Below are 21,926 nucleotides of genomic sequence, written 5' to 3' on the forward strand. Positions count from 1 at the left end.
TTAAAAGGTTAAGAGGTATAAAATTATTCTTTTACTGGATTCCAGATATCTAAATACATTTTCCATATACCGTTAGCCTTTTTCCAAACGACTACGTACTTTCCTTTGTAATTGGTTTCTGTTCCATCATCATTTTTGTTCTTACCTTGGTAATAACCATAGTCATGAGCCGTATCACCTAGTACTGTTATTTCTTCGGGTAGAATCTGATGTTCAATAGGGGTGTAGCCAGATGAACTTGCCCAACGTTTTTTAATAGCGTCGTATCCCGAAATAATCGAGGTGTTATGAGGAAATATTTTAGCATCTTTAGTATAGATTTGAGCAATTGCTTCATAATCCTGTTTTAGATATGCCGTAGAAAAAGATTTTGCTACAGTTTTTATTTGTTCTTCATCAGATAGTTTTTGAGTGTCTTTGCGTTTTATGCACGTTATTTTCCAGGTAGGGAACGAAATTGTTTCCTTTGTATTTACCCATTCTCCTAACCATTTAAAGCCATCCTTATTGATGTCATAGAAATTTATTTTGTAAAAACCATTCATGCCATTCGGAGCGTTCTGTTCACGATACAGAATGATTTTATCTTCTTTTTTATTTCCTTCCCAAGCTGATAACACTGGAGTAGGAGAGGTGTTTGAGTAATAGTGAACAAACCACCTACTGCTATCTGCAATGAATTGCCTTATACTACCAGAATGCTTACCATCTTCTTTTAATGTTTGATCCTGAACTCCCATGCCGTTCATAATATATTTAAACTCCCAAGTCATTTTATTTGGTTTAGCCCAGGTTTGATCAGGGTTTCTGGTTTGAGAATTACAATCACAAATTCCGATTAAGGGATCAAAATCTTTTATTTCTTTTGGAGCTTCTGGGTTTGGTCTCCCAAATGGATATGCATCGGAAGGTTCATACTCACTCTGAGCAGTTAGTAGAATAGGAACAAGAATAAGTAGACTTATTACTATTAATCTCATAATATTTATGAATTGATTAGTAAGGTAATTTACCTATTTTGAAATATTTATAAATACAAGAGATTAATAATTAAGATATAATTAACAACACGTTTTAACGCCTTCGATCACTTCGCTTTCTTTTTTTTGAAGCCAAAGAATCTTTGTCATTAGAACTTTTTCTATTGTGGTATTTACTATTGAAACTTTTTGGATTATTTCGTTGTCTTTTTGGTTTTTTTTCTTCGATAACAGAAGCTTCTTCAGTTTTGCTAGAGTCTCCAACATCAGAATTGATAATCTGTAATTCTTTTTCTGTTAGGTATCGCCATTTGCCCACTGGAGTATCTAAAGATATATTCATGATACGAATTCTTTTCAATCTAGTTACTTCATACCCCAGGTATTCACACATTCTTCGAATCTGTCTATTTAATCCTTGAGTAAGTACGATTCTAAAATCGTATTTATTAATCTGTTCAACTTCGCATTTACGGGTTACCGTATCTAAAATAGGAATGCCGTTTCCCATTCTTTTGATAAATTGAGGACTGATTAATTTGTTTACTGTAACAATATACTCCTTCTCGTGATTATTTCTGGCTCTAAGTATTTTATTGACAATATCTCCATCGCTCGTCAGTAGAATCAGACCTTCACTGGGTTTATCTAACCGACCGATAGGAAAAATACGTTTTGGATAATTGATGTAGTCAATAATATTATCTTTTTCATTTTGAGCAGTGGTGCAAACAATTCCAATGGGTTTATGAAAAGCAAGATATACGTGTTTTTCTTTAGGCTTATTGATGATTTCGCCGTCAACCCGAACTTCATCTCCAAGAGCTACTTTCGTACCCATTTCTGGTACTTTACCGTTTATAGTAACGCGACCTTGATCAATCAATTTATCTGCTTCTCTTCGAGAACAGTATCCAACTTCGCTAAGAAATTTATTGAGTCTTGTAAGATTAGAGTTTTCCACAGTGCAAAGGTGATCATAAAATTTAATCTTTCAAAAAATCGATGATCATATCATCGACTTCATCAAAAAATAACGAGTGTCCAAAATCCTCCGTAGTAATAAATTTTGCAGTACTCCAGTTTTTGTGAATCTTCTCTGCACCAGAATGTGGAGCTATATCATCGTGTTTATCATGTATCAATAATCCTGGATGTTTTAGATTTTTTGCAAATTCCGCAATAGAAAACTCTTCAAAATGAAATCCAAACTGATCCTTGAAATATTGGCTTAGAGCTCCCATAAATTTATCAGATAGTTTGAGGGTCTTTTGATATCCTTCCATAATCACAGATAATTCTGTAGGAGGAGCAAGTACAACTAATTTTTCTATTTCGAGATTTGGAAACCTAAATTGATGAAATATAGTAGTCATTCCACCAACAGAATGACCAATAATATAATTAGGGCGGTACAGTTCTACTATTTTTTGGAGGCATTCTGCGTACAGAGGAACACTCAGTGTTTTACCAGAAGAATTACCGTGTGCAGGTGCATCAAAAGCTATGATATTATAGTTTTGTTGATGTAGTTTTTCGATAAGTGTTTTCCATCTATGACTATTACTATCCCATCCATGCACCATTAATATTGTTTCACCCATATTAGGCCAGCGATAGGTTTGTAAATAATTTCCATTTACAGAAATAACTTCATCTTCTGCTTCTTCCAGAAAATATTCCTGATCTGGCAACACTTTTCCTTTTAATGGAGTAGAGAATAAAATGTAGGCTTTATGTAATGCCTTTTTTTGATTAAAAAAAAACAAGAGTAAAAGTCGTTTTCCGATCAAAATCGGGATATACTTTTTTAGCTTTTCCTTCATAATTCTTCTCTATGTACAGACTCTATAGAAAATGCTGGAATGCAAATCGAAATATACTCGCAAGCTGATTCGAAAGGGTTAGCATATTGGATTCTGGTGTTTTTTTCAATTTTAATAGACTGCCCAGATTCTAACACTACTTTTTCTCCATCTATGATAAATTGTTTTTTTCCGCTAATGATATAAGTATATTCATCAAATTCAGGTGTTTGGAACGGTTCGCTCCAACCGGGTGGAGCGATCATATGTGCAATACTAACCTGAGAATTGCCGTCTGTTGCTTTTCCAAAATGCTCTTCTATTAATTTTCCATCTGTGGTAGGTACTACAAATGGTGATTTCTGAATATGATATTTCTTACTCATAGGACTAAATCGTCAAAATTTAATTAGCATCCCAGTTAATGATGAAATGCTTAATTGTTGCAGAATCTGGTATTTGCGAAGCATCAATTTTTTTATCAGTAGTAAACTTAAGTTCACTGGGTAATTCTTTTTTATCAATAGTTATAGATGCTTGTATACTATCAACGAATATAACAGCAGCACTTAGTGTATTATTAATTTTGGTAATACTGTAATTGTCTTTAATATCTTTAAAAACTCCATCCACAGATAATCCCGATACAGTTTTATATCTAGGGTCGATAACCTGAACGCTTTCGATCACTGATGATGGATCGTTTTCTTCTCTGGGTTCTATAGATAATAGTTTAGCTCCACCTTTTTCATAAATTTCAATCGTGTTAGAAACATTTAAGAATTGGCTGTTTTTAGAGTTTTTTACGATAGAATCACTTGCGTAGATTGAATCTAATTGATTTACTTTTATAGTATTGGTTAGTTTTCCTATTCTATTATAAGAAATTTCGAAAGGATCTTGCTTTTTGTCATTCTGACAACTTAATATCGTTATACCAATAAGTAATAGGTAGCTAATTTTTTTAGACATAATGAGTTAATTATCCTAAGATTAAACAAAAATTTGTGTTGTATTTAGCGCAATAATTTATTTAGAACTCCCAGTGCTCCTCTAATAAAAGTAGCACTTGTTAGTACTTTGATAACAGCTTTTTCCGTAGTACTGGATCTTCTTCTTCCTGAACGTGAACTTGATGATTTTCGATTAAGTTTTTCTCGTTCTTTTTTTGCAGCGGCTTTGGCTTCTTCCGCTTCCGCTTTTTCTATTTTTTCATTAAGAATCTCATAGGCACTTTCTCGATCAATATCTTCATTGTATTTTTTAGAAAGTGTAGATTTTTTTAATAATTTTTTTAGCTCACTTTCTGAAAGGATATCCATCCTACTCATAGGTGCTCTAAGCATAGTTGCTGCAAGCGGTGTCGGGCGACCTTTTTCATCAAGAGCGGATACCAAAGCTTCTCCAATACCTAACGATGTTAGTATTTCTTTAGTGTCATAATATTCAGAAATTGGATAGTTTTCTGCGGTAAGCTTGATGGCTTTACGATCTTTTGCAGTAAATGCTCTTAAGGCATGCTGGACTTTAAGTCCTAGTTGACCTAAAACACCATCAGGAACATCTGTAGGGTTCTGAGTAACAAAATAAAGACCAACTCCTTTAGAGCGTATTAACTTTACAATACTTTCTATTTGGTCCATAAGAGCATTAGAAGCTTGCTTAAATATCAAATGCGCTTCATCCAGAAAAATTATCAATTCAGGTCTTCCGCTATCCCCTTGTTCCGGAAACGTACTATACACTTCTGCCAGAAGACTAAGCATAAATGTGGAGAATAGTTTAGGCTTATCCTGGATATCAGTTAATCGTAGTATATTAATAAAACCTCTACCATCATCATCGACTCTACATAAATCTTGTACATCAAAAGACCTTTCTCCAAAAAATGCATCAGCTCCTTGTTGTTCTAATGCTACTATTTTACGAAGTATAGAACCTGTAGATGCTGTAGAAATTCTTCCATAGTCTTTTTCTAACTCTTCTTTTCCCTCTCGAGTAGCAAACTGAAGTACTTTTTTAAGATCTTTTAAATCTAGAAGTGGTAGTTTGTTGTCGTCACAATATTTAAAAATAATAGAAATAATACCCGCTTGTGTTTCAGTAACATCTAATATCCTGGAAAATAAAACCGGACCAAATTCACTTACTGTTGCTCTAAGTCTAACTCCATCTTGCTCTGATAAAGAGAGAATTTCTACTGGAAAATCTTTTGCTTCGAATGGAATTCCTATTTTTTCGTGTCGTTCATCAATTTTTGGATGACCTGGACTAGCAGCAGCTAATCCACTAAGATCACCTTTAATATCCATAAGAAGCACTGGTATGCCTTTTTCGCTTAGATTCTCTGCGAGAACTTGCAGTGTTTTAGTTTTACCAGTTCCAGTAGCACCAGCAATAAGTCCATGTCTATTTAATGTTTTTAGCGGAATCTTAACGTGAGCATTTGTGACAGTTTCTCCATTATGCATTGCTGCCCCTAAGGCGATATAATCACCTTTGGTAGTATATCCTTTATTTATATGATCAAAAAAATCCTGATTACTACTCATAATTGATGTAAATTTTGATAAAAATAGGAATCTTACGTATTCTATCGAAATGAATATGATTTTGTTTTCGATAAATTTATAATTTTTAATTTAATAAGCAGAAGTGTAGAAAATTATAGTTTACTTTTATAGGTTACAAATTATAATCTCTAGTATAATGAAAAAGATATATGTAATAATAATCATAATTACCTTTTCTATTAGTTGTAGTAACCGTTCTGATTCAGGAACTTCAATTGTTTTTCATAAAACTCATGAACCTAAAAAAGAAAATGCTCCGTTTTCTGATATTGTACAAGTAGGAGATTTATATTTTCTTTCTGGTCAGATCGGAATGAATCACTCGACACGTAAATTAGTAACTGGAGGTATAACAGAAGAAACAAAACAAACTCTAGAGAATATCAAAGCTGTATTAAAGCATCATAATATGGATATGAATAATGTAGTTAAGTGTACGGTTGTACTTGCAGATATAAAAGATTTTGTAGCGTTTAACGAAGTTTATAAGGCGTACTTTCCTCAAAAGCCTGCAAGAACTACTTTTGCGGCCAAAGGTTTAGCAGTAGGGGCAAAGATCGAAATAGAGTGTATCGCTGCTAAATCGGAATAGAGAGCTTATAGAATAAGCATTTTTTCTATGACTATTGTATACAATTTTTTAAGTTAGTAATCTTATTTTAAGATTCGTAGTTCGTCATTCATCTTTCGTAATTTATTATCTACCTTTGCAGCCTTATGCAAGAAAGTACAGAGAAATTGGTGAATGAAGGTAAAATGCTTCCACTTATGGAAGAGTTTTATACTATACAAGGAGAAGGGTACCATAAAGGTACTGCTGCTTACTTTGTAAGAATTGGTGGCTGTGATGTTGGATGTCATTGGTGTGATGTAAAAGAAAGTTGGAACGCAGATTTACATCCGCCTACTACAACAGATATTATTGTAGAAAATGCAGTAAAATATAGCAATGTAGTAGTGGTTACAGGAGGAGAACCGCTAACTTGGGATATGACAGAACTTACTAAGGGGCTAAAAAGTAAAGGTGCTCAAACCCATATTGAAACATCAGGAGCCTATCCGCTTACAGGTCATTGGGATTGGATATGTTTATCACCAAAAAAAGTAAAGCTTCCTAAACCGGAAATATATAACGAAGCTCACGAGCTTAAATGCATCGTTTATAATAAAAATGATTTTGATTTTGCAGAAGAGCAAGCAGCACAAGTTTCGGAGAATTGTGTGTTGTATCTACAGCCAGAATGGAGCGTTAGAGATAAGGTGATTCCGTTAATAGTAGATTATGTGATGGAAAACCCTAAGTGGAAGGTGTCATTACAGACTCATAAGTACCTGAATATTCCTTAATTAACGCATTTCAATTACGGTTTTTTGCTTTTTTTGGAAAAAACTAAGCGTCTGATTTATAGTTGATTATGGTTTAACCGTAAAATTAAGGGAAATATCCCCCTAATTTATTTACATTAAAGTAGGAATAGGATTACTTTATTTGGTGTAAAATTCCCCAAAAAGTGTTTTTAATCGTTTAAATACGTTTTTTATCAAAAATAGATATTTTTTTAACATATATGTTTGAAAATCATTAAAGTAGTTGTTAAATTTATGTAAATAATTAAAAACAATTTACTATGAGAAATTTTTACACTATTTTAAGTTTACAATTTAAGTCTGTTATAACTTTTATTAAGGAGTTGCCTTCTGCTTCAAGTCACGTAATTAGACATTAATAATTTAATTATAATACATAAAACCCAAATTCTATGTATTTTACAAAATTGTAAAAGGGATTGTCGATTAGATAATCCCTTTTTTATAATGTAATTTGCTGTGTTAGATTTTCTAATTATTCTAGTATATTAATAATTGAATGATCTATAGCATTTCAAAATTGAAAAACTTTCTACTTACCCATATAAAGTATATACCAGATATTCTCAAGAAGTGTGTTTTAATATAACTTCTTTTCTCCTTTAAGAGTAGTATGCGCTAATAACTTAAAAATTCAGGGGGATAAGCCCCTTATTTTATGTTTTTTTCTGTAGGGTAATTCTTCATTATTTAACATTAGTACTTTTCAATTGTGTCTTTATATCTGAAATAAGTGTTTTTATGTCTAAAATTTGAATTTCTATATGTTAATTTTTTTTACTCATATGTAATAGAGATTTATCTTTGCATAACAAATTAAAAATCAAACTATTATGAAGTTATTTTACGGTATAATGACAATTGATGTTAAAGCATTAATGAATTTTCTGAAAGAATTGCCTTCTGCATGTAGTAATGCTATTCATAGGTAATTAAATTGGTTAGCTTATAAAAGGGAAAAACATAGTAATGTTTTGTTTTGTCAAGAATGATTTTTTGCTATATACTAGTAAAGATCAATGAATGTGTAGGAATTGATTTTACTAGTATAAATAAAATTTACGTTTTTAATCGATTAAACATTACTTTACATCTAAAAGCACTTACATATTTTGTTAAAAAAATTGATTTTAAGTCTTTTAGGTATTATCTTGTAAATAATTAAATTGGAAATATTATGGGGCTATTTTACACTAAATTCAGATTAACTTTTAGGATTGTCATGGACTTTCTTAAAGAATTACCAGGAGCGTCTAGTCACGCTATCCACAGATAGTTATTATTTCAGTGAAATAATTATACCTTTCTAGTCAAAAGGTTAATGTAAAAAAATAAAAGCGAGGTTAGTTTTAACCTCGCTTTACTTTTATCTTAATGTAGTAGTTGTTACTTAGTTATAAAAAGGAACTTCTACTCTAGTAGTTTCCCATCCTAGTACCATATGATAACCTTTGTCTACTTTTTTGAAAGCAATAGAAAATGCTTCTAATTCATCACCTTTTCCTGCTGGAACTTTTATTTTGGCAACATCATTTTTATCATTGTAAGAATATGCTCCCCAAACATCTAAATCAGAATTTAGAATAATAGTCCATTCTTTTTCTCCAGGTATAGTAAACAATGAATAGGTTCCGGCTTTTACTGTTCCATCACCTAATTTCATATCCTTAAAAAGTTTTATCTCAGTAGCTTCATCAGCTCCTGTTCTCCAAACTTTTCCATAAGGTACTTTGTCTCCTAACATGGTTCTCCCTTTTTTCTGTGGTCTACTGTAAATAACCTTGATATCTGGTTTTGCATTCCTATCTGTTTTTGCATAAGAAATATCTGTTGGGCTTTTCTGTAAACCTGCAAACTTTTGAGCATTTATGCTAGTTACAGTCCCTAAAAACATAATAACTGCGAATAAAAGTGATTTTTTCATAATTCGTGATTTTATTTTTAACCGTCGTAAAGATATATGTGAACATACATATGAAATGTTAATCCTGTCTTTAAGTTCTGTTAAAAAGAGGTAAATAACAACTTGGTAGTTTTATGTGGAATTTTGGAAATAAAAATTGTTTTTTGGTATGTAAATGGTTATTTTTTATTTCAATTTGAAAGCAATTATTGATTTAATATTTAAATAGTGTAACTATAATATCATCTTTGACTTCTCAATTAATAGAAAAAGAAGAATATGTGTGGAATTGTTTGCGCTTTTGAATTAAAAGAAAAAGCAGAGGTTTTGAGACCTCAGTTATTGGAAATGTCAAAGAGAATACGTCATAGAGGTCCGGATTGGAGTGGTATTTATTCGGATCAAAAAGCAATCTTAGCTCATGAAAGATTAGCAATAGTTGATCCTGTATCAGGTAAACAACCTTTGTTTAGTGAAGATAAGAAGTTAGTCTTAGCTGCCAATGGCGAAATATATAATCACGGAGAAATTCGAAGAGAGTTTGAAGGGAAATATAACTTCCAAACGGAGTCTGATTGCGAAGTTATTTTAGCTTTATATAAGGAAAAAGGAGCAGGGTTTTTAGATGATCTAAATGGTATTTTTGCTTTTGCACTTTATGATGCAGAGCAAGATTCATATTTAATTGCAAGAGATCATATGGGGATTATTCCTTTATATATGGGTTGGGATCAAAATGGAACTTTTTATGTGGCTTCTGAATTAAAAGCGCTAGAAGGTGTTTGTACCAAGATAGAATTATTTCCACCTGGTCATTATTTAGATAGTAAGAAGGGGGAATTAACAAAATGGTATATCAGGGACTGGTCGGATTTTGATGCAGTAAAAGATAATCAAACAAGTATTGACGAAGTTAGGGATGCATTAGAAGCCGCTGTACATAGACAATTAATGTCTGATGTTCCGTATGGGGTATTGTTATCTGGAGGTTTAGATTCTTCTGTAACTTCTGCGATAGCTAAGAAGTACTCTGAGAAAAGAGTAGAGTCTGGTGATACGAAAGAAGCCTGGTGGCCACAACTGCATTCTTTCTCTGTTGGGTTAGAAGGTTCTCCAGATCTAGCTGCCGCACAAAAAGTGGCTGATCATATAGGAACGATACATCATGAAATTAAATTCACCATCCAAGAAGGATTAGATGCTATTAAGGATGTGATATATAACTTAGAAACATATGACATCACTACGATTAGAGCGTCAACTCCGATGTATTTGATGGCTAGGGTGATAAAGTCTATGGGTGTGAAAATGGTGCTATCTGGTGAAGGTGCAGATGAAATATTTGGAGGATATCTATATTTTCATAAAGCACCGAATGCAAAAGAGTTTCATGAAGAGACTGTTCGTAAGTTAGATAAGCTTCATATGTACGATTGTTTGCGTGCGAATAAATCTTTGGCAGCTTGGGGAATCGAAGGAAGAGTTCCTTTCTTAGATAAAGAATTTATGGATGTAGCTATGCGTATTAATCCGCAAGATAAAATGATTAATGGAGAACGAATGGAGAAATGGGTAATACGTAAAGCTTTTGAATCTTATTTGCCAGAAAGCGTAGCTTGGAGACAAAAAGAGCAATTCTCTGATGGTGTCGGATATAGTTGGATTGATACTTTAAAAGAAGTAGTGGAGACAGAAGTAACAGATGAGCAAATGGCAAATGCGCATTTTAAGTTCCCAATTCAAACGCCGCAAAATAAAGAAGAATTTTATTATAGATCTATATTCGAAGGTCATTTTCCTAGTGACGCAGCAGCATTAAGTGTTCCGCAAGAGCCTTCTGTCGCATGTAGTACAAAAATTGCTCTCGAATGGGATGAGGCTTTTAAGAATATGAATGATCCAAGTGGAAGAGCTGTGGCAAACGTTCACGATGACGCTTACTTATTAGGAGAGGTTGTTCAATAAATAGTATATCGAAGAAATTTAAAGATTTCAGCTTGAGTCGCTGAAAGTTGAGTTAATTGAGATGTGAAAACCCTGAGAAAGTTTCTCAGGGTTTTTTTATGATTTTATTAGGGCAATATAGCTTAGTTGCTTCCGCAGCGACCTTGGTTAGACCATCTTCTGTTACTTTGTAAAAGATATAAGTATCCATTATAAGTAACTTGATCACCAGGAGAATAACTTCTATTTCTGCTATAAGCATCAACACCTTCGCAAATATCAGCTGTTTGTGTGTCTCCACACTCTCCTAATCGATTCCATCCGTTAAAATCTCTTTCATATAGGAATCCTTGGTAGGTTACTTTATCACCAACACTATATCTAATATTAGGAGACCATTCGTCAATTCCTTCACAGATATCGTTTCCGTCTCCATCGCCACCGCCGTCTCCGCCACCGTCGCCATCTCCGGCTGGATATACTTGGTTTGTACCAGCAATATCTCCTGCAGATAATTCAGGTCTTCTTCTTGGGTGTGTAGTTCCGTCTAATTGAACGATAGTAGGTTGTCCATTTTTACTAAAGGTATAGGCGCCATACATCATCGTTGATTTGATGTCAAACTCACCAATGTTTACAGAGTTTTCATTTTTTCTAAACTGACTTGCAGCGCCATTTTGGATATTTTCAAAAAGAATTCTTACGTGGTTATCTCTATCAGAACGAGTTTGTTCGTGAATGTAACCAAGAGTGTGACCAATTTCATGAATCATTACTACTTCGCTAGTTCTAACGCCCATATTAATTCTTCCACGAGTACCATTAACACCTAAATTAGCACTTGCACAGTTACAGTTGTCTCCATTATTTGTTATGGTAACATAGTAATTTTCATTAGTTCTTTCTTTGAACTTGATGTTTGTTTTACTAGTCCATTCTTGCATGGAATTCAAAGACACTTGTCTTTGGTTGTTACTCAAGTTATTGTCAAAAACGTAAATGATGGTATTATTTGGCCATTTTTGAACCCCTCTATAGAAACCTAGCCTTTCGTCTAAATCTTCATTTGGAATTGGATTAGCTTCATATCCAATCTTTTGGTCTGTTAGCTGTCTGGATTCATAAATGATATCACCGCCCAAAAATGTTCCGTCTCCTAGGTCTTTTACCGATACAACATCGTCATTAAAGAATTTTTTGATCAATTCGGTTTCTTCAGTACCTGATACTTCTTCAAAACTTTCGTTTGTACAGGAACTTGCTAAAAGTCCTAAACAGATGAAAGCAGCTTTACCGAAATTCACTAGATTTTTAGTTTTCATTTTAAAAAAAATTAGTTGAGTTTGTGTTTTACTTTTTATTTGTTTTAACATTGTAGTTACTTTGCTACTCTAACGGATGGTCATAATAATATTGTAAACAAAGCTCTTAAAATGATTAGCTTTTATTATTCGTAAGCATTGATTGAGAAACCGTAGTCGTTAAAAGGTTTAAACACGAGTTTTATTTTTAACTAAAACATGCTTATGAAGTATGTTTATTAAATTTGAAAGAAGAAATTACCTTCGATTTTTTGTAGAGAGTTTTTTATTAACGCGTTTATTTACAAAGTGTTGGATTAATTTTCTCAAGAGAAAGTAAATTATTAAATTACTCTTAAATCCATTTTAAGACCGTTTTTATCGCTTTTAAGAGGTTTTTTTGTTTTTCTGGTATTGTTCTTAACTAATTGTTGATAACTCTTTAAATCATATCCTATAAAACACTTTGAACATTTCACTCTTTTTTTATCTTTGTTTGTTGACCAAAAATTGTAATAAATAAAGCTGATTTATGAGCGAAGAAGCAAAGAAAAATAATTATTCTGCCGATAGTATTCAGGCATTAGAGGGAATGGAGCATGTGCGCATGCGTCCATCGATGTATATTGGAGACGTAGGAACTAGAGGTTTGCATCATTTGGTATATGAAGTAGTAGATAACTCCATTGACGAAGCGCTTGCTGGTCATTGTGATGCTATAGATGTTACAATAAATGAAGATAATTCTATTACTACTAAGGACAATGGGCGTGGTATTCCTGTTGGTATTCATAAGAAAGAAGGAGTATCTGCTTTAGAGGTTGTAATGACTAAAATTGGAGCTGGAGGTAAATTCGATAAAGATTCTTATAAAGTATCAGGTGGTTTGCACGGAGTTGGGGTTTCTTGTGTGAACGCACTTTCTGACCATTTACATGCGATTGTACATAAAGACGGAAAAGTTTGGGAGCAGGAATATGAAAGAGGAAAGCCACTATATCCGGTAAAATCTACTGGTGATACTGACTTTAATGGTACCATCGTTACTTTTAAACCTGATGCAACTATTTTTCAGCAGACATTAGAATATAACTATGACACCTTAGCAAGTCGTATGCGCGAACTAGCATATCTTAATAAAGGTATAACTATTATCTTAACGGATAAACGTCATAAAGATGATGAAGGTAATTATGTTTCCGAAACTTTCCATTCGGAAGAAGGGTTAAAAGAATTTGTAAAATTCTTAGATACGAGTCGTAATGCGATTATTGGAGATGTGATTTCTATGGAAGGGGAGAAAAATGATATTCCTGTAGAAGTTGCCATGATCTACAATGATTCTTATGCAGAGAATCTACATTCATACGTAAATAATATTAATACGCACGAAGGAGGGACACATCTTTCTGGATTTAGAAGAGGACTTACTTCTACATTAAAGAAGTATGCTGATGCTTCTGGAATGCTTGATAAACTGAAGTTTGAAGTAGCGGGTGATGATTTTAGAGAAGGATTGACAGCAATTGTTTCTGTAAAAGTTGCAGAACCGCAGTTTGAAGGCCAGACAAAAACGAAGTTAGGAAATAGAGAAGTTACTTCTGCTGTTTCTCAAGCAGTTTCTGAGATGTTAGAAAACTATCTTGAAGAAAATCCTAACGATGCTAAAACCATTGTTCAGAAAGTTATTCTTGCAGCACAAGCACGTCATGCAGCTAAGAAAGCTCGTGAAATGGTACAGCGTAAAACTGTAATGAGTATCGGAGGCCTTCCTGGTAAACTATCAGATTGTTCAGAGCAAGATCCAGCTTTATGCGAAGTATTCCTTGTCGAGGGAGATTCGGCAGGTGGAACTGCAAAACAAGGACGTGACCGTATGTTTCAGGCAATTCTTCCATTACGTGGTAAGATCCTGAATGTAGAAAAAGCAATGCATCACAAAGTCTTTGAGAATGAAGAAATTAAAAACATATTTACTGCTCTTGGTGTTACTATAGGTACAGAAGAAGATAGTAAAGCATTGAACCTTTCTAAATTACGCTACCATAAAATAGTGATTATGTGTGATGCGGATGTGGATGGTAGTCATATCTCTACCTTAATTTTGACGTTCTTTTTCCGTTATATGAAGGAGTTGATAGAAGCAGGACATATTTATATTGCTGCACCACCGTTATACTTAGTAAAGAAAGGAGCAAAGAAACAATATGCTTGGAATGATGATCAACGCGATATTATAGTAAAAGAATTTGGAGAAAATTCTAAAATACAGCGTTATAAGGGTCTTGGAGAGATGAATGCAGAGCAATTGTGGGATACTACAATGAACCCTGAGTTTAGAACAATGCGTCAGGTAACTATCGATAATTTAACTGAAGCTGATAGAATCTTCTCAATGTTGATGGGTGATGAAGTGCCACCACGTAGAGAATTTATTGAGAAAAATGCTGTTTATGCTAATATTGATGCTTAATATAAGTGTTACTAAATAGTTTAGAATGAAATCCGTTGTACACTGTATAGCGGATTTTTTTATATATTGTTGCGCCTATAAAACCCAAATCTTATGAAATGAGCACGCCAAAGCACTTCGATATTGTTCGAATATATGGTTATGTGAATTCCATCTGATTATTGAAAACGATACAAACGGATGAAAAAAACGATACTACTTTTTATGATACTTATATTCCAGGTGTCATACTCTCAAACTAATGTAGATCAATTATTAGAATTAGGTATAGAAAATGCCCAGCGTTTTAGTGAGGATTATTTTGCTCCTGCCGGAGAAGCACTGGTAAATAGCATGTCTAACGGTTGGTATAAAACGGCTAAGGTTAAGAAATTATGGCGTTTTGAAGTTGGTTTTATCGGAAATCTGTCTTTTGTTAGAGAAGAAAAGCAATCCTTCATTCTAAATATAGCAGAATATGATGGGTTAGAATTTAGAGAAGGCCCTTCTAGTCAATTAGTTGCTAATGCTTTTGGAGGTAATCAAGGTGATATTGTTGTAGTTTTAAATCAAGGTCAATTAGCACAAGTAGAAGTGACGCTTCCTGATGGAATTGGGGCTAAAGAAGTTAATATAGCACCTACAGGTTTTCTTCAGGCTTCCATGGGAGTGTCTAGAAGTACAGAAGTTAAAGCAAGGTTTTTGCCAAAAATTGCCGTAAGAGAGAATACGGAAGTTTTTTTATATGGTTTGGCAGTACAGCATGAATTAACAGATTGGATTTTTTCTTGGAAAAGACTTCCGTTTAGAGTTTCGGGATTAATAGGATATACAAGTGTGAGAGGGTTTTATGATTTTGCTGCAGACAGCGGCATAGATGGAGAAGATCAAGAGATACGATTAAAATCCAATTCCTTATTGGTAAGTGGTATTATTTCTACTAAACTTCCTAAATTCAATTTTTATGGAGGTTTTGGGTATTATACAGGAAACAGTACTGCGGATATTTTGGGCACGTATAGAGTGATAAATGGACCTTTGGCTTCACAAACTTTAGAAGATCCAATTTCTGTAGATAATAAAACTTCAGGTCTTAAAGCAACTATTGGTGCTAATGTAAAATTAGGGTTCTTCAGAGCAAATTTGGATTATACACTTCAGAACTATCAAAACCTTTCTATTGGATTGAATTTTGGTTGGTAATTTAACTAAGAATTCACAAACAAAATCCTTAAAGAATTTGTATTTTCGCGCTGATATTGAAGAAATTCAATAAGCAAGTTAATAGTAATCAAAAATATATAGAGATAATGAAAGTTACAGTAGTAGGAGCTGGTGCAGTAGGTGCAAGTTGTGCCGAGTATATCGCCATTAAGGATTTTGCTTCAGAAGTAGTGTTATTGGATATCAAAGAAGGATATGCAGAAGGTAAAGCAATGGACTTGATGCAGACAGCTTCTTTAAATGGATTTGATACCAAAATTACAGGAACTACCAATGATTATTCTAAAACTGCAGGAAGTGATATTGCTGTAATTACATCAGGTATTCCGCGTAAACCAGGAATGACTAGAGAAGAATTGATTGGTATTAATGCAGGGATTGTAAAAACAGTTTCTTCTAGTTTAATCGAGCATTCTCCAAACGCAATTATTATTGTAGTAAGTAATCCTATGGATACAATGACATATCTTGTTCATAAAACTACCGACCTTCCTAAGAATAGAATTATTGGTATGGGTGGAGCTTTAGATAGTGCTCGTTTTAAGTATAGATTGGCTGAAGCATTAGGAGCTCCTATTTCGGATGTAGATGGGATGGTTATCGGAGGTCATAGTGATAAAGGTATGGTACCACTTACAAGATTAGCAACTAGAAATAGTGTGCCAGTTTCAGAATTTATATCTGATGATCGTTTAGAGCAAGTTGCTGCTGATACTAAAGTTGGTGGAGCGACCCTTACAGGTTTGTTAGGGACTTCTGCTTGGTACGCACCAGGAGCTGCAGTTTCTGGGTTAGTTCAGGCTATTGCTTGTGACCAGAAAAAGATATTCCCTTGTTCTACTTTGTTGGAAGGTGAATACGGTTTAAATGATTTATGTATTGGAGCACCAGTTGTATTAGGTAGAAATGGTATTGAAAAAATAGTGGAGATAGAACTTAGTGATGCCGAAAAATCAAAACTTGCAGAAAGTGCAGAAGGAGTTAAGAAAACAAATGGATTGTTAGAACTATAATGAGTTTTATCCTGTTATGATATAATTAAGAGCCGCTATTAGATAGTGGCTCTTTTTGTTTTTAGAATAAATGAGAATGTTAAAAAATACACATATGTTCCCAGTTTTTATTAGAACCATTTTGTTGTTATTGATAGTAAGTTCTTGTGATTTTGGACCGCAACCTGATAAGGTTATTGAAATGACTTTAGAATTACCTGAAAAAATCAATTCTGATAAGCAAATTGACTTAATCCTTTTAAAGTTAAATAAGAGGTTACAAAAAATAACTAAAAACCCTGAACTATCGGTATTACCTAATAAAAATCATATCAAAATTACAATAGCTACTCATTATAAAATCGAAAGGTTTAAAAGTTATACCATAAATCCAGGGAAATTGGATTTTTATGAAACGTATAACTCAAAGGATTTGTCGCTTTTTTTTGTACAAGTTAATGAAGCATCGAAAATCAATAAAGAATCTGAAGATGACCCATTTTATGAATTGATTAAGGGAGGCGGTTATTCAGGAGATGCAGTTTTGTTTTATGTAGCAGAAAAAGATACTGTTTGGGTAAATGAATTTATATCTTCTAAAAAAGCTGAGTCTGCATTGCCAATAAAAAAGAGATTTATAAAATTTTTATGGGGTATAAAAGAAAAAGAGACAGGATATATTCCATTATATGCTCTTAAGAAAAACAAACTAGGTAAACCTGCTCTTAGTGGTGATGTAGTGGTAGATGCTTTTCCGACGTATAATGCATTGGGCATGCCAGCAATTTCAATGCAAATGAATGAAGAAGGAGCCGAAAAATGGGAAGATTTGACAGGAAAAGTTTTTCAACAAAGATCTAATATTGCCATAGTTTTGAATGATCATGTATATAGTGCTCCTGGTGTGTCATCTGGGCCAATACACGGAGGTAGTTCTGAAATATCTGGAGAGTTTACAGCAGAAGAAGCGCAGGATTTTGCTAATATCTTAATGTCAGGTTCTATACCGAAAATGAAAATAATTAATGTTGAAGTAAAAAAAATAAAATAGAAGCTTTTTAGCGTAGAAACTATTATGACTTATATTTATTAGAAGACTTTAGAAATGCAGTTTTAATTTTTCTATATTTGCGGCATGAAGAAGGAATGGTACTTCAAGATTTTAATCAGTGCGTTTGCATTACTCGTGGTAATGCAACAACAAACTGTGGTACCTAATCAGGAAATTGTTCTGGAATTTACGGATATTGAGATTACTTCTTTAGAAGCTCAAAATGTGATAACAATTGTAAAGAAGCAATTGGAATCCATCGGAGTTAAAAACACTCGTATATCTGAAGAATTATATAATGGAAAACTTAAGATATCCTATTATAGTGATGCTGATGTAGAAAGTATAAAAAAAATACTTTCAGAAGAGCAACACGTAGCTCTAGACCACGTTTTTTATGATCAGAATACATCAAATGATCAATTACCTCTAGGTAAGAACTCTGCTGATTATAATCTAGATGTTTATAAAATCCAGAAAAGCACAGATGCGAATACTGATTTTAATGGTATCTATGTTTTAGAAATAAAGCAAAAACAAGATAATAGAGCTTCAGGTTCTTATGGGTATAGTTTTGCTACTGAAAATAGTAACAATAATAGAAATGATCTCACAGAACTTGCCTTAAAAGTAAATGGGGCAATTGCTATTGGGATTGATAATACTTCATACCAGATTCCAGAAGTAAGAGCTGGACCAATTTCTTAGTACAAGGGTACGAATTTTACAAAACCCTTTAATTTCAGTAAATTTTAAAAGTTAAAAACAAAGAGTGATCATTGCTTCTTTGAACTACTTTCAACTTTATAAAATAAAGCCAATGTCAAAATTGTGACAAGGCTTTCTAATCAACAGAATATTAATAAACTAGTAATCGTTGAATCTTAAGTGATTGTAATAATCATTTGTTCAGAAGATTTAACTAAAATAAATAACAATGCAAAATAAAGGACTTGTTAGAGTGTTTGCGATTTTATTTGGATTGGTATGTATTTACCAATTATCGTTCACATATTTAACATACACAAAAGAAAAGGAAGCTGAGAATTATGCCTTAGCTAAATATCCAGAAGCAGATGCTTCTAAATTAAGAGAAACAGCAGAGAAAAATTATTTAGATTCTATCGGGAAGGATCCGATTTTTGCGAATTTCAGCTATAATGATGCCAAAGGAAAAGAACTTAATAAAGGACTTGACCTTAAAGGAGGGATTAATGTGATTCTACAGATTTCGGTAAGAGATATATTAGAAGGATTGGCTAATAACTCTAAGAACCCTGCTTTTGTGCAGGCGTTAGATGCTGCAGATCAAACACAGAAAGATAGTCAGAATACATATGTAGAAGACTTCTTTGCAGAGTTTGAAAATATCCCAGATGCGCAATTAGCATCACCAGATATCTTTGCGAATAAGAACTTAAGTGATGATATCACTTTTGATATGACAAATGATGTAGTAAAACCGGTTCTGAAAAGAAAGATTGACGAATCTGTTACTTCTGCATTCGAAGTATTACGTAAGCGTATTGATAAGTTTGGAGTTACACAACCTAATATCCAACGTTTAGGTGAATCTGGCCGTATTTTGGTAGAATTACCAGGTGCAAAAGACGTAGATCGTGTTAAGAAACTTTTACAGAGTACAGCTCAATTAGAATTCTGGGATGTTGAAGGTTCTCAAGAATTAGGACTTTTTCTTAATAGAATGAATGAAAAGCTTAAAAAAGAATTAGAAGCTAAAAACAATAAAGAAGAAGTTAAAGAAGAGGTTGTAAAAGATACTTTAGAATCAGAAATTGCTGATTCAGAAAAAGTATTAGATACTGTTCAGAAGGATACTACAAAATTAGATGCAGATGCAGAGATTGAAAAATTATTAGCTGATTCTGAGGATTCTACTGATATAGAAGCACAAGTAAATCCTATTAATGATTTAGCAGGCCCTCCATCAGTTCCTGGAGCGTTGATTTCTGTTGCGCTTAAGGATGTCGAGCAGTTTGATGAGTACCTAGAAAGAAAAGATATTAGAGCTTTATTGCCACAAGCTTTGAGATATACGAAGTTTGCTTGGAGTAAACCTGAAAAAGAAGGAGAAAGAGTAGATTTATATGCATTAAAAGGTAATCGTGATAATACTCCAGAATTAAGTGGAGGTGTTATTACAGATGCGGCTCAATCGTATGATCAGGTTAATAATGTAGTAGTTACCATGCAAATGGATGGTAAAGGAGCTAAGAAATGGGCAGAAATGACTGGAAGAGCTTCTCAGACCAGAGGTCAGATTGCAATTGTATTAGATAATATTGTGTATTCTGCGCCTGGTGTTTCTAAAGGAGCAATTACCGGAGGTAGAAGTGAAATTTCTGGAGACTTTACCGTAGAAGAAGGGCAGGATTTAGCAAATGTTTTAAGAGCTGGTAAATTACCCGCTTCAGCAGATATTATTCAGAGTGAAGTAGTAGGACCATCTTTAGGACAAGAAGCTATTGATAGTGGTATTATGTCTTTTGGTATTGCATTGGTATTGATCCTAATTTGGATGATTTTTTACTATGGAAAAGCGGGAGCTTTTGCTGATGTAGCCTTAGTAGTGAATATTTTGTTCATTTTTGGAGTATTGGCTGGATTAAAAGCGGTATTAACATTACCTGGTATTGCCGGTATCGTATTAACGATAGGTATGTCTGTGGATGCAAACGTACTTATCTTTGAGAGGATTAAAGAAGAGCTTGCCAAAGGTAAATCTCAGGTAGATGCAATTAAAGATGGTTTCAATAATGCATTATCATCAATATTAGATGCTAACATTACCACGGGACTTACTGGTTTAATACTTTTATTCTTTGGTACAGGTCCAATTAAAGGATTTGCAACTACCTTATTAATAGGTATTCTTACTTCATTATTTACAGCAATATTCATTACTAGATTATTTATTGATGGATACGGTAAAAATGGTAAAGAATTAGCATTCTCTACAGCTGCTACTAAGAATTTATTCAAGAATATAAACATCAATTTCCTAGGAAAAAGAAAGATAGCTTATGTGATTTCTGGTATTATAGTTGTAGGAGGACTTATATCGCTATTCACACCAGGACAAGGTTTAGATGAAGGTGTTGATTTTGTAGGAGGAAGAACATATACAGTTCGTTTTGCTAAGGATGTTGTACCTACGGATGTAGAGAAAGATTTAGTGGCTGTTTTTGGTAGTGCGCAGGCAAAAACTTTAGGAGCTAATAATCAGTTAAAGATTACCACTAAATATAAAGTAGATGAAACAGGTGAGGAAGTAGATTCTGAAATTGCTAATTCTTTATTTACAGCATTAAAACCGTATTTAGCCGATGGAATGACATATGATGAATTTTCTAATGGAGATGAAGATAAACAAGAGGGTATTATGCGTTCTATGAAGGTTGGACCTACTATTGCGGATGATATTCAGCAAGCAGCTTTCATTTCTGTGATCGGGTCTCTTATCGTAGTATTCTTATACATCCTATTTAGATTTAGAAGATGGCAATTTAGTTTAGGTGCTGTAGCTGCAGTATTCCATGATGTATTGGTTGTGTTAGGTGTATTCTCATTGACCTGGAAATTCATGCCATTTAATATGGAAATAGATCAGGCATTTATCGCAGCAATATTAACGGTTATCGGGTACTCGCTGAATGATACGGTGGTGGTGTTTGATAGAATTCGTGAATATTTTGCAGAACATACGACCTGGACATTAGATAAGAATATTAATGGAGCATTAAACAGTACATTAAGTCGTACGTTAAATACCTCATTAACAACTTTATTAGTATTGATCGCAATCTTTATTTTTGCAGAGCCATTAAGAGGATTTATGTTCTCATTAATTATTGGTGTGCTAGTAGGTACCTATTCTTCATTATTCATTGCAACTCCTGTAATGTATGATACAGTAAAGAAAGTAGGTTTAAAAGAAAAGAAGAAGACTGAAGAGTAGTTTTCTAGAAACTTTGATAAAAAAGAGCTGTATCCTTTTTAGGATATAGCTCTTTTTTCTTGTTGGAATTTTCCCCAATGGATAGATTGTAGTTTTGTGAATCTTAATCTTTTTGTTAACACTATATCGTTTGAGTAATAGAGGAATAAGAAATTAACTTTTTTAATTGTCTACATTTGAAAATATCATCATTAAATAGTTAATTTTTTAAATCATTGATAGTTTGAAAACATGATGTAAAAATAATAACTATAGACTTTTAGTATTATGTAATTATTTATAATCGAAAGTTTTAGTTTACATAATGATATGTATAAGTTATTTGCAAATAAAAGATTTGGGAAACTTTCTTTG

General features: G+C 33.3%; 17 protein-coding genes. 9 read left to right on the top strand and 8 right to left on the bottom strand.

Annotation, left to right across the window (positions count from 1 at the left end; all coding sequences use genetic code 11):
* Positions 1-23 precede the first annotated feature (23 nt).
* The 6 genes from Q0829_RS24980 to Q0829_RS25005 form a co-directional block, all read right to left on the bottom strand.
* The gene (locus Q0829_RS24980; RefSeq protein ID WP_298548171.1) at positions 24-980 is read right to left on the bottom strand and encodes a nuclear transport factor 2 family protein; all 957 of its coding nucleotides are present in this window, start codon (positions 978-980) and stop codon (positions 24-26) included.
* 94 nt (positions 981-1,074) lie between these two features.
* Positions 1,075-1,944 (bottom strand): 23S rRNA pseudouridine(2604) synthase RluF, encoded by an 870-nt coding sequence (gene rluF, locus Q0829_RS24985; protein WP_298548173.1) that lies wholly within the window; start codon positions 1,942-1,944, stop codon positions 1,075-1,077.
* A 22-nt stretch (positions 1,945-1,966) separates the two neighbouring features.
* On the bottom strand, positions 1,967-2,806 hold the full coding sequence (locus tag Q0829_RS24990; protein ID WP_298548175.1) for an alpha/beta hydrolase: 840 nt from the start codon (positions 2,804-2,806) through the stop codon (positions 1,967-1,969).
* Positions 2,803-3,171 (bottom strand): cupin domain-containing protein, encoded by a 369-nt coding sequence (locus tag Q0829_RS24995; RefSeq protein ID WP_298548177.1) that lies wholly within the window; start codon positions 3,169-3,171, stop codon positions 2,803-2,805. The genes Q0829_RS24990 and Q0829_RS24995 overlap by 4 nt, the downstream gene beginning before the upstream one ends.
* Positions 3,172-3,190: 19 nt before the next feature.
* A complete protein-coding gene (locus Q0829_RS25000) occupies positions 3,191-3,757 on the bottom strand; it encodes a hypothetical protein (protein ID WP_298548180.1) in 567 nt (188 codons plus the stop codon).
* 44 nt (positions 3,758-3,801) lie between these two features.
* A complete protein-coding gene (locus Q0829_RS25005) occupies positions 3,802-5,337 on the bottom strand; it encodes a helicase HerA-like domain-containing protein (protein ID WP_298548183.1) in 1,536 nt (511 codons plus the stop codon).
* Positions 5,338-5,494: 157 nt separating this feature from the next.
* Between Q0829_RS25005 and Q0829_RS25010 the strand changes: the two genes are divergently transcribed.
* Positions 5,495-5,950 carry a RidA family protein gene (locus tag Q0829_RS25010; protein ID WP_298548186.1) on the top strand — a complete coding sequence of 152 codons (456 nt, stop codon included), beginning with the start codon at positions 5,495-5,497 and terminating at the stop codon, positions 5,948-5,950.
* A 125-nt stretch (positions 5,951-6,075) separates the two neighbouring features.
* Complete coding sequence (locus Q0829_RS25015; RefSeq protein WP_298548189.1) at positions 6,076-6,705, top strand: 7-carboxy-7-deazaguanine synthase QueE; 630 nt, start codon at positions 6,076-6,078, stop codon at positions 6,703-6,705.
* 1,411 nt (positions 6,706-8,116) lie between these two features.
* Here the strand turns inward: Q0829_RS25015 and Q0829_RS25020 are convergent.
* The gene (locus Q0829_RS25020) at positions 8,117-8,650 is read right to left on the bottom strand and encodes a DUF2911 domain-containing protein (RefSeq protein WP_298548192.1); all 534 of its coding nucleotides are present in this window, start codon (positions 8,648-8,650) and stop codon (positions 8,117-8,119) included.
* Positions 8,651-8,908: 258 nt separating this feature from the next.
* On the opposite strand from Q0829_RS25020, the gene asnB reads away from it, so the two are divergent.
* Positions 8,909-10,594 (top strand): asparagine synthase B, encoded by a 1,686-nt coding sequence (gene asnB / locus Q0829_RS25025; RefSeq protein WP_298548194.1) that lies wholly within the window; start codon positions 8,909-8,911, stop codon positions 10,592-10,594.
* A gap of 122 nt (positions 10,595-10,716) precedes the next feature.
* Here asnB and Q0829_RS25030 read toward each other — a convergent pair whose 3' ends face one another.
* A complete protein-coding gene (locus tag Q0829_RS25030; protein WP_298548196.1) occupies positions 10,717-11,895 on the bottom strand; it encodes a M12 family metallopeptidase in 1,179 nt (392 codons plus the stop codon).
* A gap of 511 nt (positions 11,896-12,406) precedes the next feature.
* Between Q0829_RS25030 and gyrB the strand changes: the two genes are divergently transcribed.
* From gyrB to secDF, 6 genes are all read left to right on the top strand, one after another.
* On the top strand, positions 12,407-14,347 hold the full coding sequence (gyrB, locus tag Q0829_RS25035; RefSeq protein ID WP_298548199.1) for a DNA topoisomerase (ATP-hydrolyzing) subunit B: 1,941 nt from the start codon (positions 12,407-12,409) through the stop codon (positions 14,345-14,347).
* Between the two features lie 180 nt (positions 14,348-14,527).
* On the top strand, positions 14,528-15,529 hold the full coding sequence (locus Q0829_RS25040) for a DUF6588 family protein (protein WP_366893993.1): 1,002 nt from the start codon (positions 14,528-14,530) through the stop codon (positions 15,527-15,529).
* Between the two features lie 107 nt (positions 15,530-15,636).
* On the top strand, positions 15,637-16,563 hold the full coding sequence (mdh, locus tag Q0829_RS25045) for a malate dehydrogenase (RefSeq protein WP_298548204.1): 927 nt from the start codon (positions 15,637-15,639) through the stop codon (positions 16,561-16,563).
* A 94-nt stretch (positions 16,564-16,657) separates the two neighbouring features.
* Entirely contained in the window at positions 16,658-17,593 is a 936-nt protein-coding gene (locus Q0829_RS25050; RefSeq protein ID WP_298548206.1) for a hypothetical protein, read from the top strand.
* Positions 17,594-17,677: 84 nt separating this feature from the next.
* Positions 17,678-18,301, top strand: a complete 624-nt coding sequence (locus tag Q0829_RS25055) for a hypothetical protein (protein ID WP_298548208.1) — start codon at positions 17,678-17,680, stop codon at positions 18,299-18,301.
* A 229-nt stretch (positions 18,302-18,530) separates the two neighbouring features.
* A complete protein-coding gene (gene secDF / locus Q0829_RS25060) occupies positions 18,531-21,572 on the top strand; it encodes a protein translocase subunit SecDF (protein ID WP_298548211.1) in 3,042 nt (1,013 codons plus the stop codon).
* The last annotated feature ends 354 nt before the right edge of the window (positions 21,573-21,926 follow it).

Source organism: uncultured Aquimarina sp., assembly GCF_947492405.1.
Taxonomy (GTDB): domain Bacteria; phylum Bacteroidota; class Bacteroidia; order Flavobacteriales; family Flavobacteriaceae; genus Aquimarina.

What these genes read in the sequence shown, in the direction of transcription:
- Q0829_RS24980 (WP_298548171.1), bottom strand. Translation starts at nt 980, where the DNA reads ATGAGATTAATAGTAATAAGTCTACTTATTCTTGTTCCTATTCTACTA.
- Q0829_RS24990 (WP_298548175.1), bottom strand. Translation starts at nt 2,806, where the DNA reads ATGAAGGAAAAGCTAAAAAAGTATATCCCGATTTTGATCGGAAAACGA.
- Q0829_RS24995 (WP_298548177.1), bottom strand. Translation starts at nt 3,171, where the DNA reads ATGAGTAAGAAATATCATATTCAGAAATCACCATTTGTAGTACCTACC.
- Q0829_RS25000 (WP_298548180.1), bottom strand. Translation starts at nt 3,757, where the DNA reads ATGTCTAAAAAAATTAGCTACCTATTACTTATTGGTATAACGATATTA.
- Q0829_RS25005 (WP_298548183.1), bottom strand. Translation starts at nt 5,337, where the DNA reads ATGAGTAGTAATCAGGATTTTTTTGATCATATAAATAAAGGATATACT.
- Q0829_RS25010 (WP_298548186.1), top strand. Translation starts at nt 5,495, where the DNA reads ATGAAAAAGATATATGTAATAATAATCATAATTACCTTTTCTATTAGT.
- Q0829_RS25015 (WP_298548189.1), top strand. Translation starts at nt 6,076, where the DNA reads ATGCAAGAAAGTACAGAGAAATTGGTGAATGAAGGTAAAATGCTTCCA.
- Q0829_RS25020 (WP_298548192.1), bottom strand. Translation starts at nt 8,650, where the DNA reads ATGAAAAAATCACTTTTATTCGCAGTTATTATGTTTTTAGGGACTGTA.
- asnB (WP_298548194.1), top strand. Translation starts at nt 8,909, where the DNA reads ATGTGTGGAATTGTTTGCGCTTTTGAATTAAAAGAAAAAGCAGAGGTT.
- Q0829_RS25030 (WP_298548196.1), bottom strand. Translation starts at nt 11,895, where the DNA reads ATGAAAACTAAAAATCTAGTGAATTTCGGTAAAGCTGCTTTCATCTGT.
- gyrB (WP_298548199.1), top strand. Translation starts at nt 12,407, where the DNA reads ATGAGCGAAGAAGCAAAGAAAAATAATTATTCTGCCGATAGTATTCAG.
- Q0829_RS25040 (WP_366893993.1), top strand. Translation starts at nt 14,528, where the DNA reads ATGAAAAAAACGATACTACTTTTTATGATACTTATATTCCAGGTGTCA.
- mdh (WP_298548204.1), top strand. Translation starts at nt 15,637, where the DNA reads ATGAAAGTTACAGTAGTAGGAGCTGGTGCAGTAGGTGCAAGTTGTGCC.
- Q0829_RS25050 (WP_298548206.1), top strand. Translation starts at nt 16,658, where the DNA reads ATGTTCCCAGTTTTTATTAGAACCATTTTGTTGTTATTGATAGTAAGT.
- Q0829_RS25055 (WP_298548208.1), top strand. Translation starts at nt 17,678, where the DNA reads ATGAAGAAGGAATGGTACTTCAAGATTTTAATCAGTGCGTTTGCATTA.
- secDF (WP_298548211.1), top strand. Translation starts at nt 18,531, where the DNA reads ATGCAAAATAAAGGACTTGTTAGAGTGTTTGCGATTTTATTTGGATTG.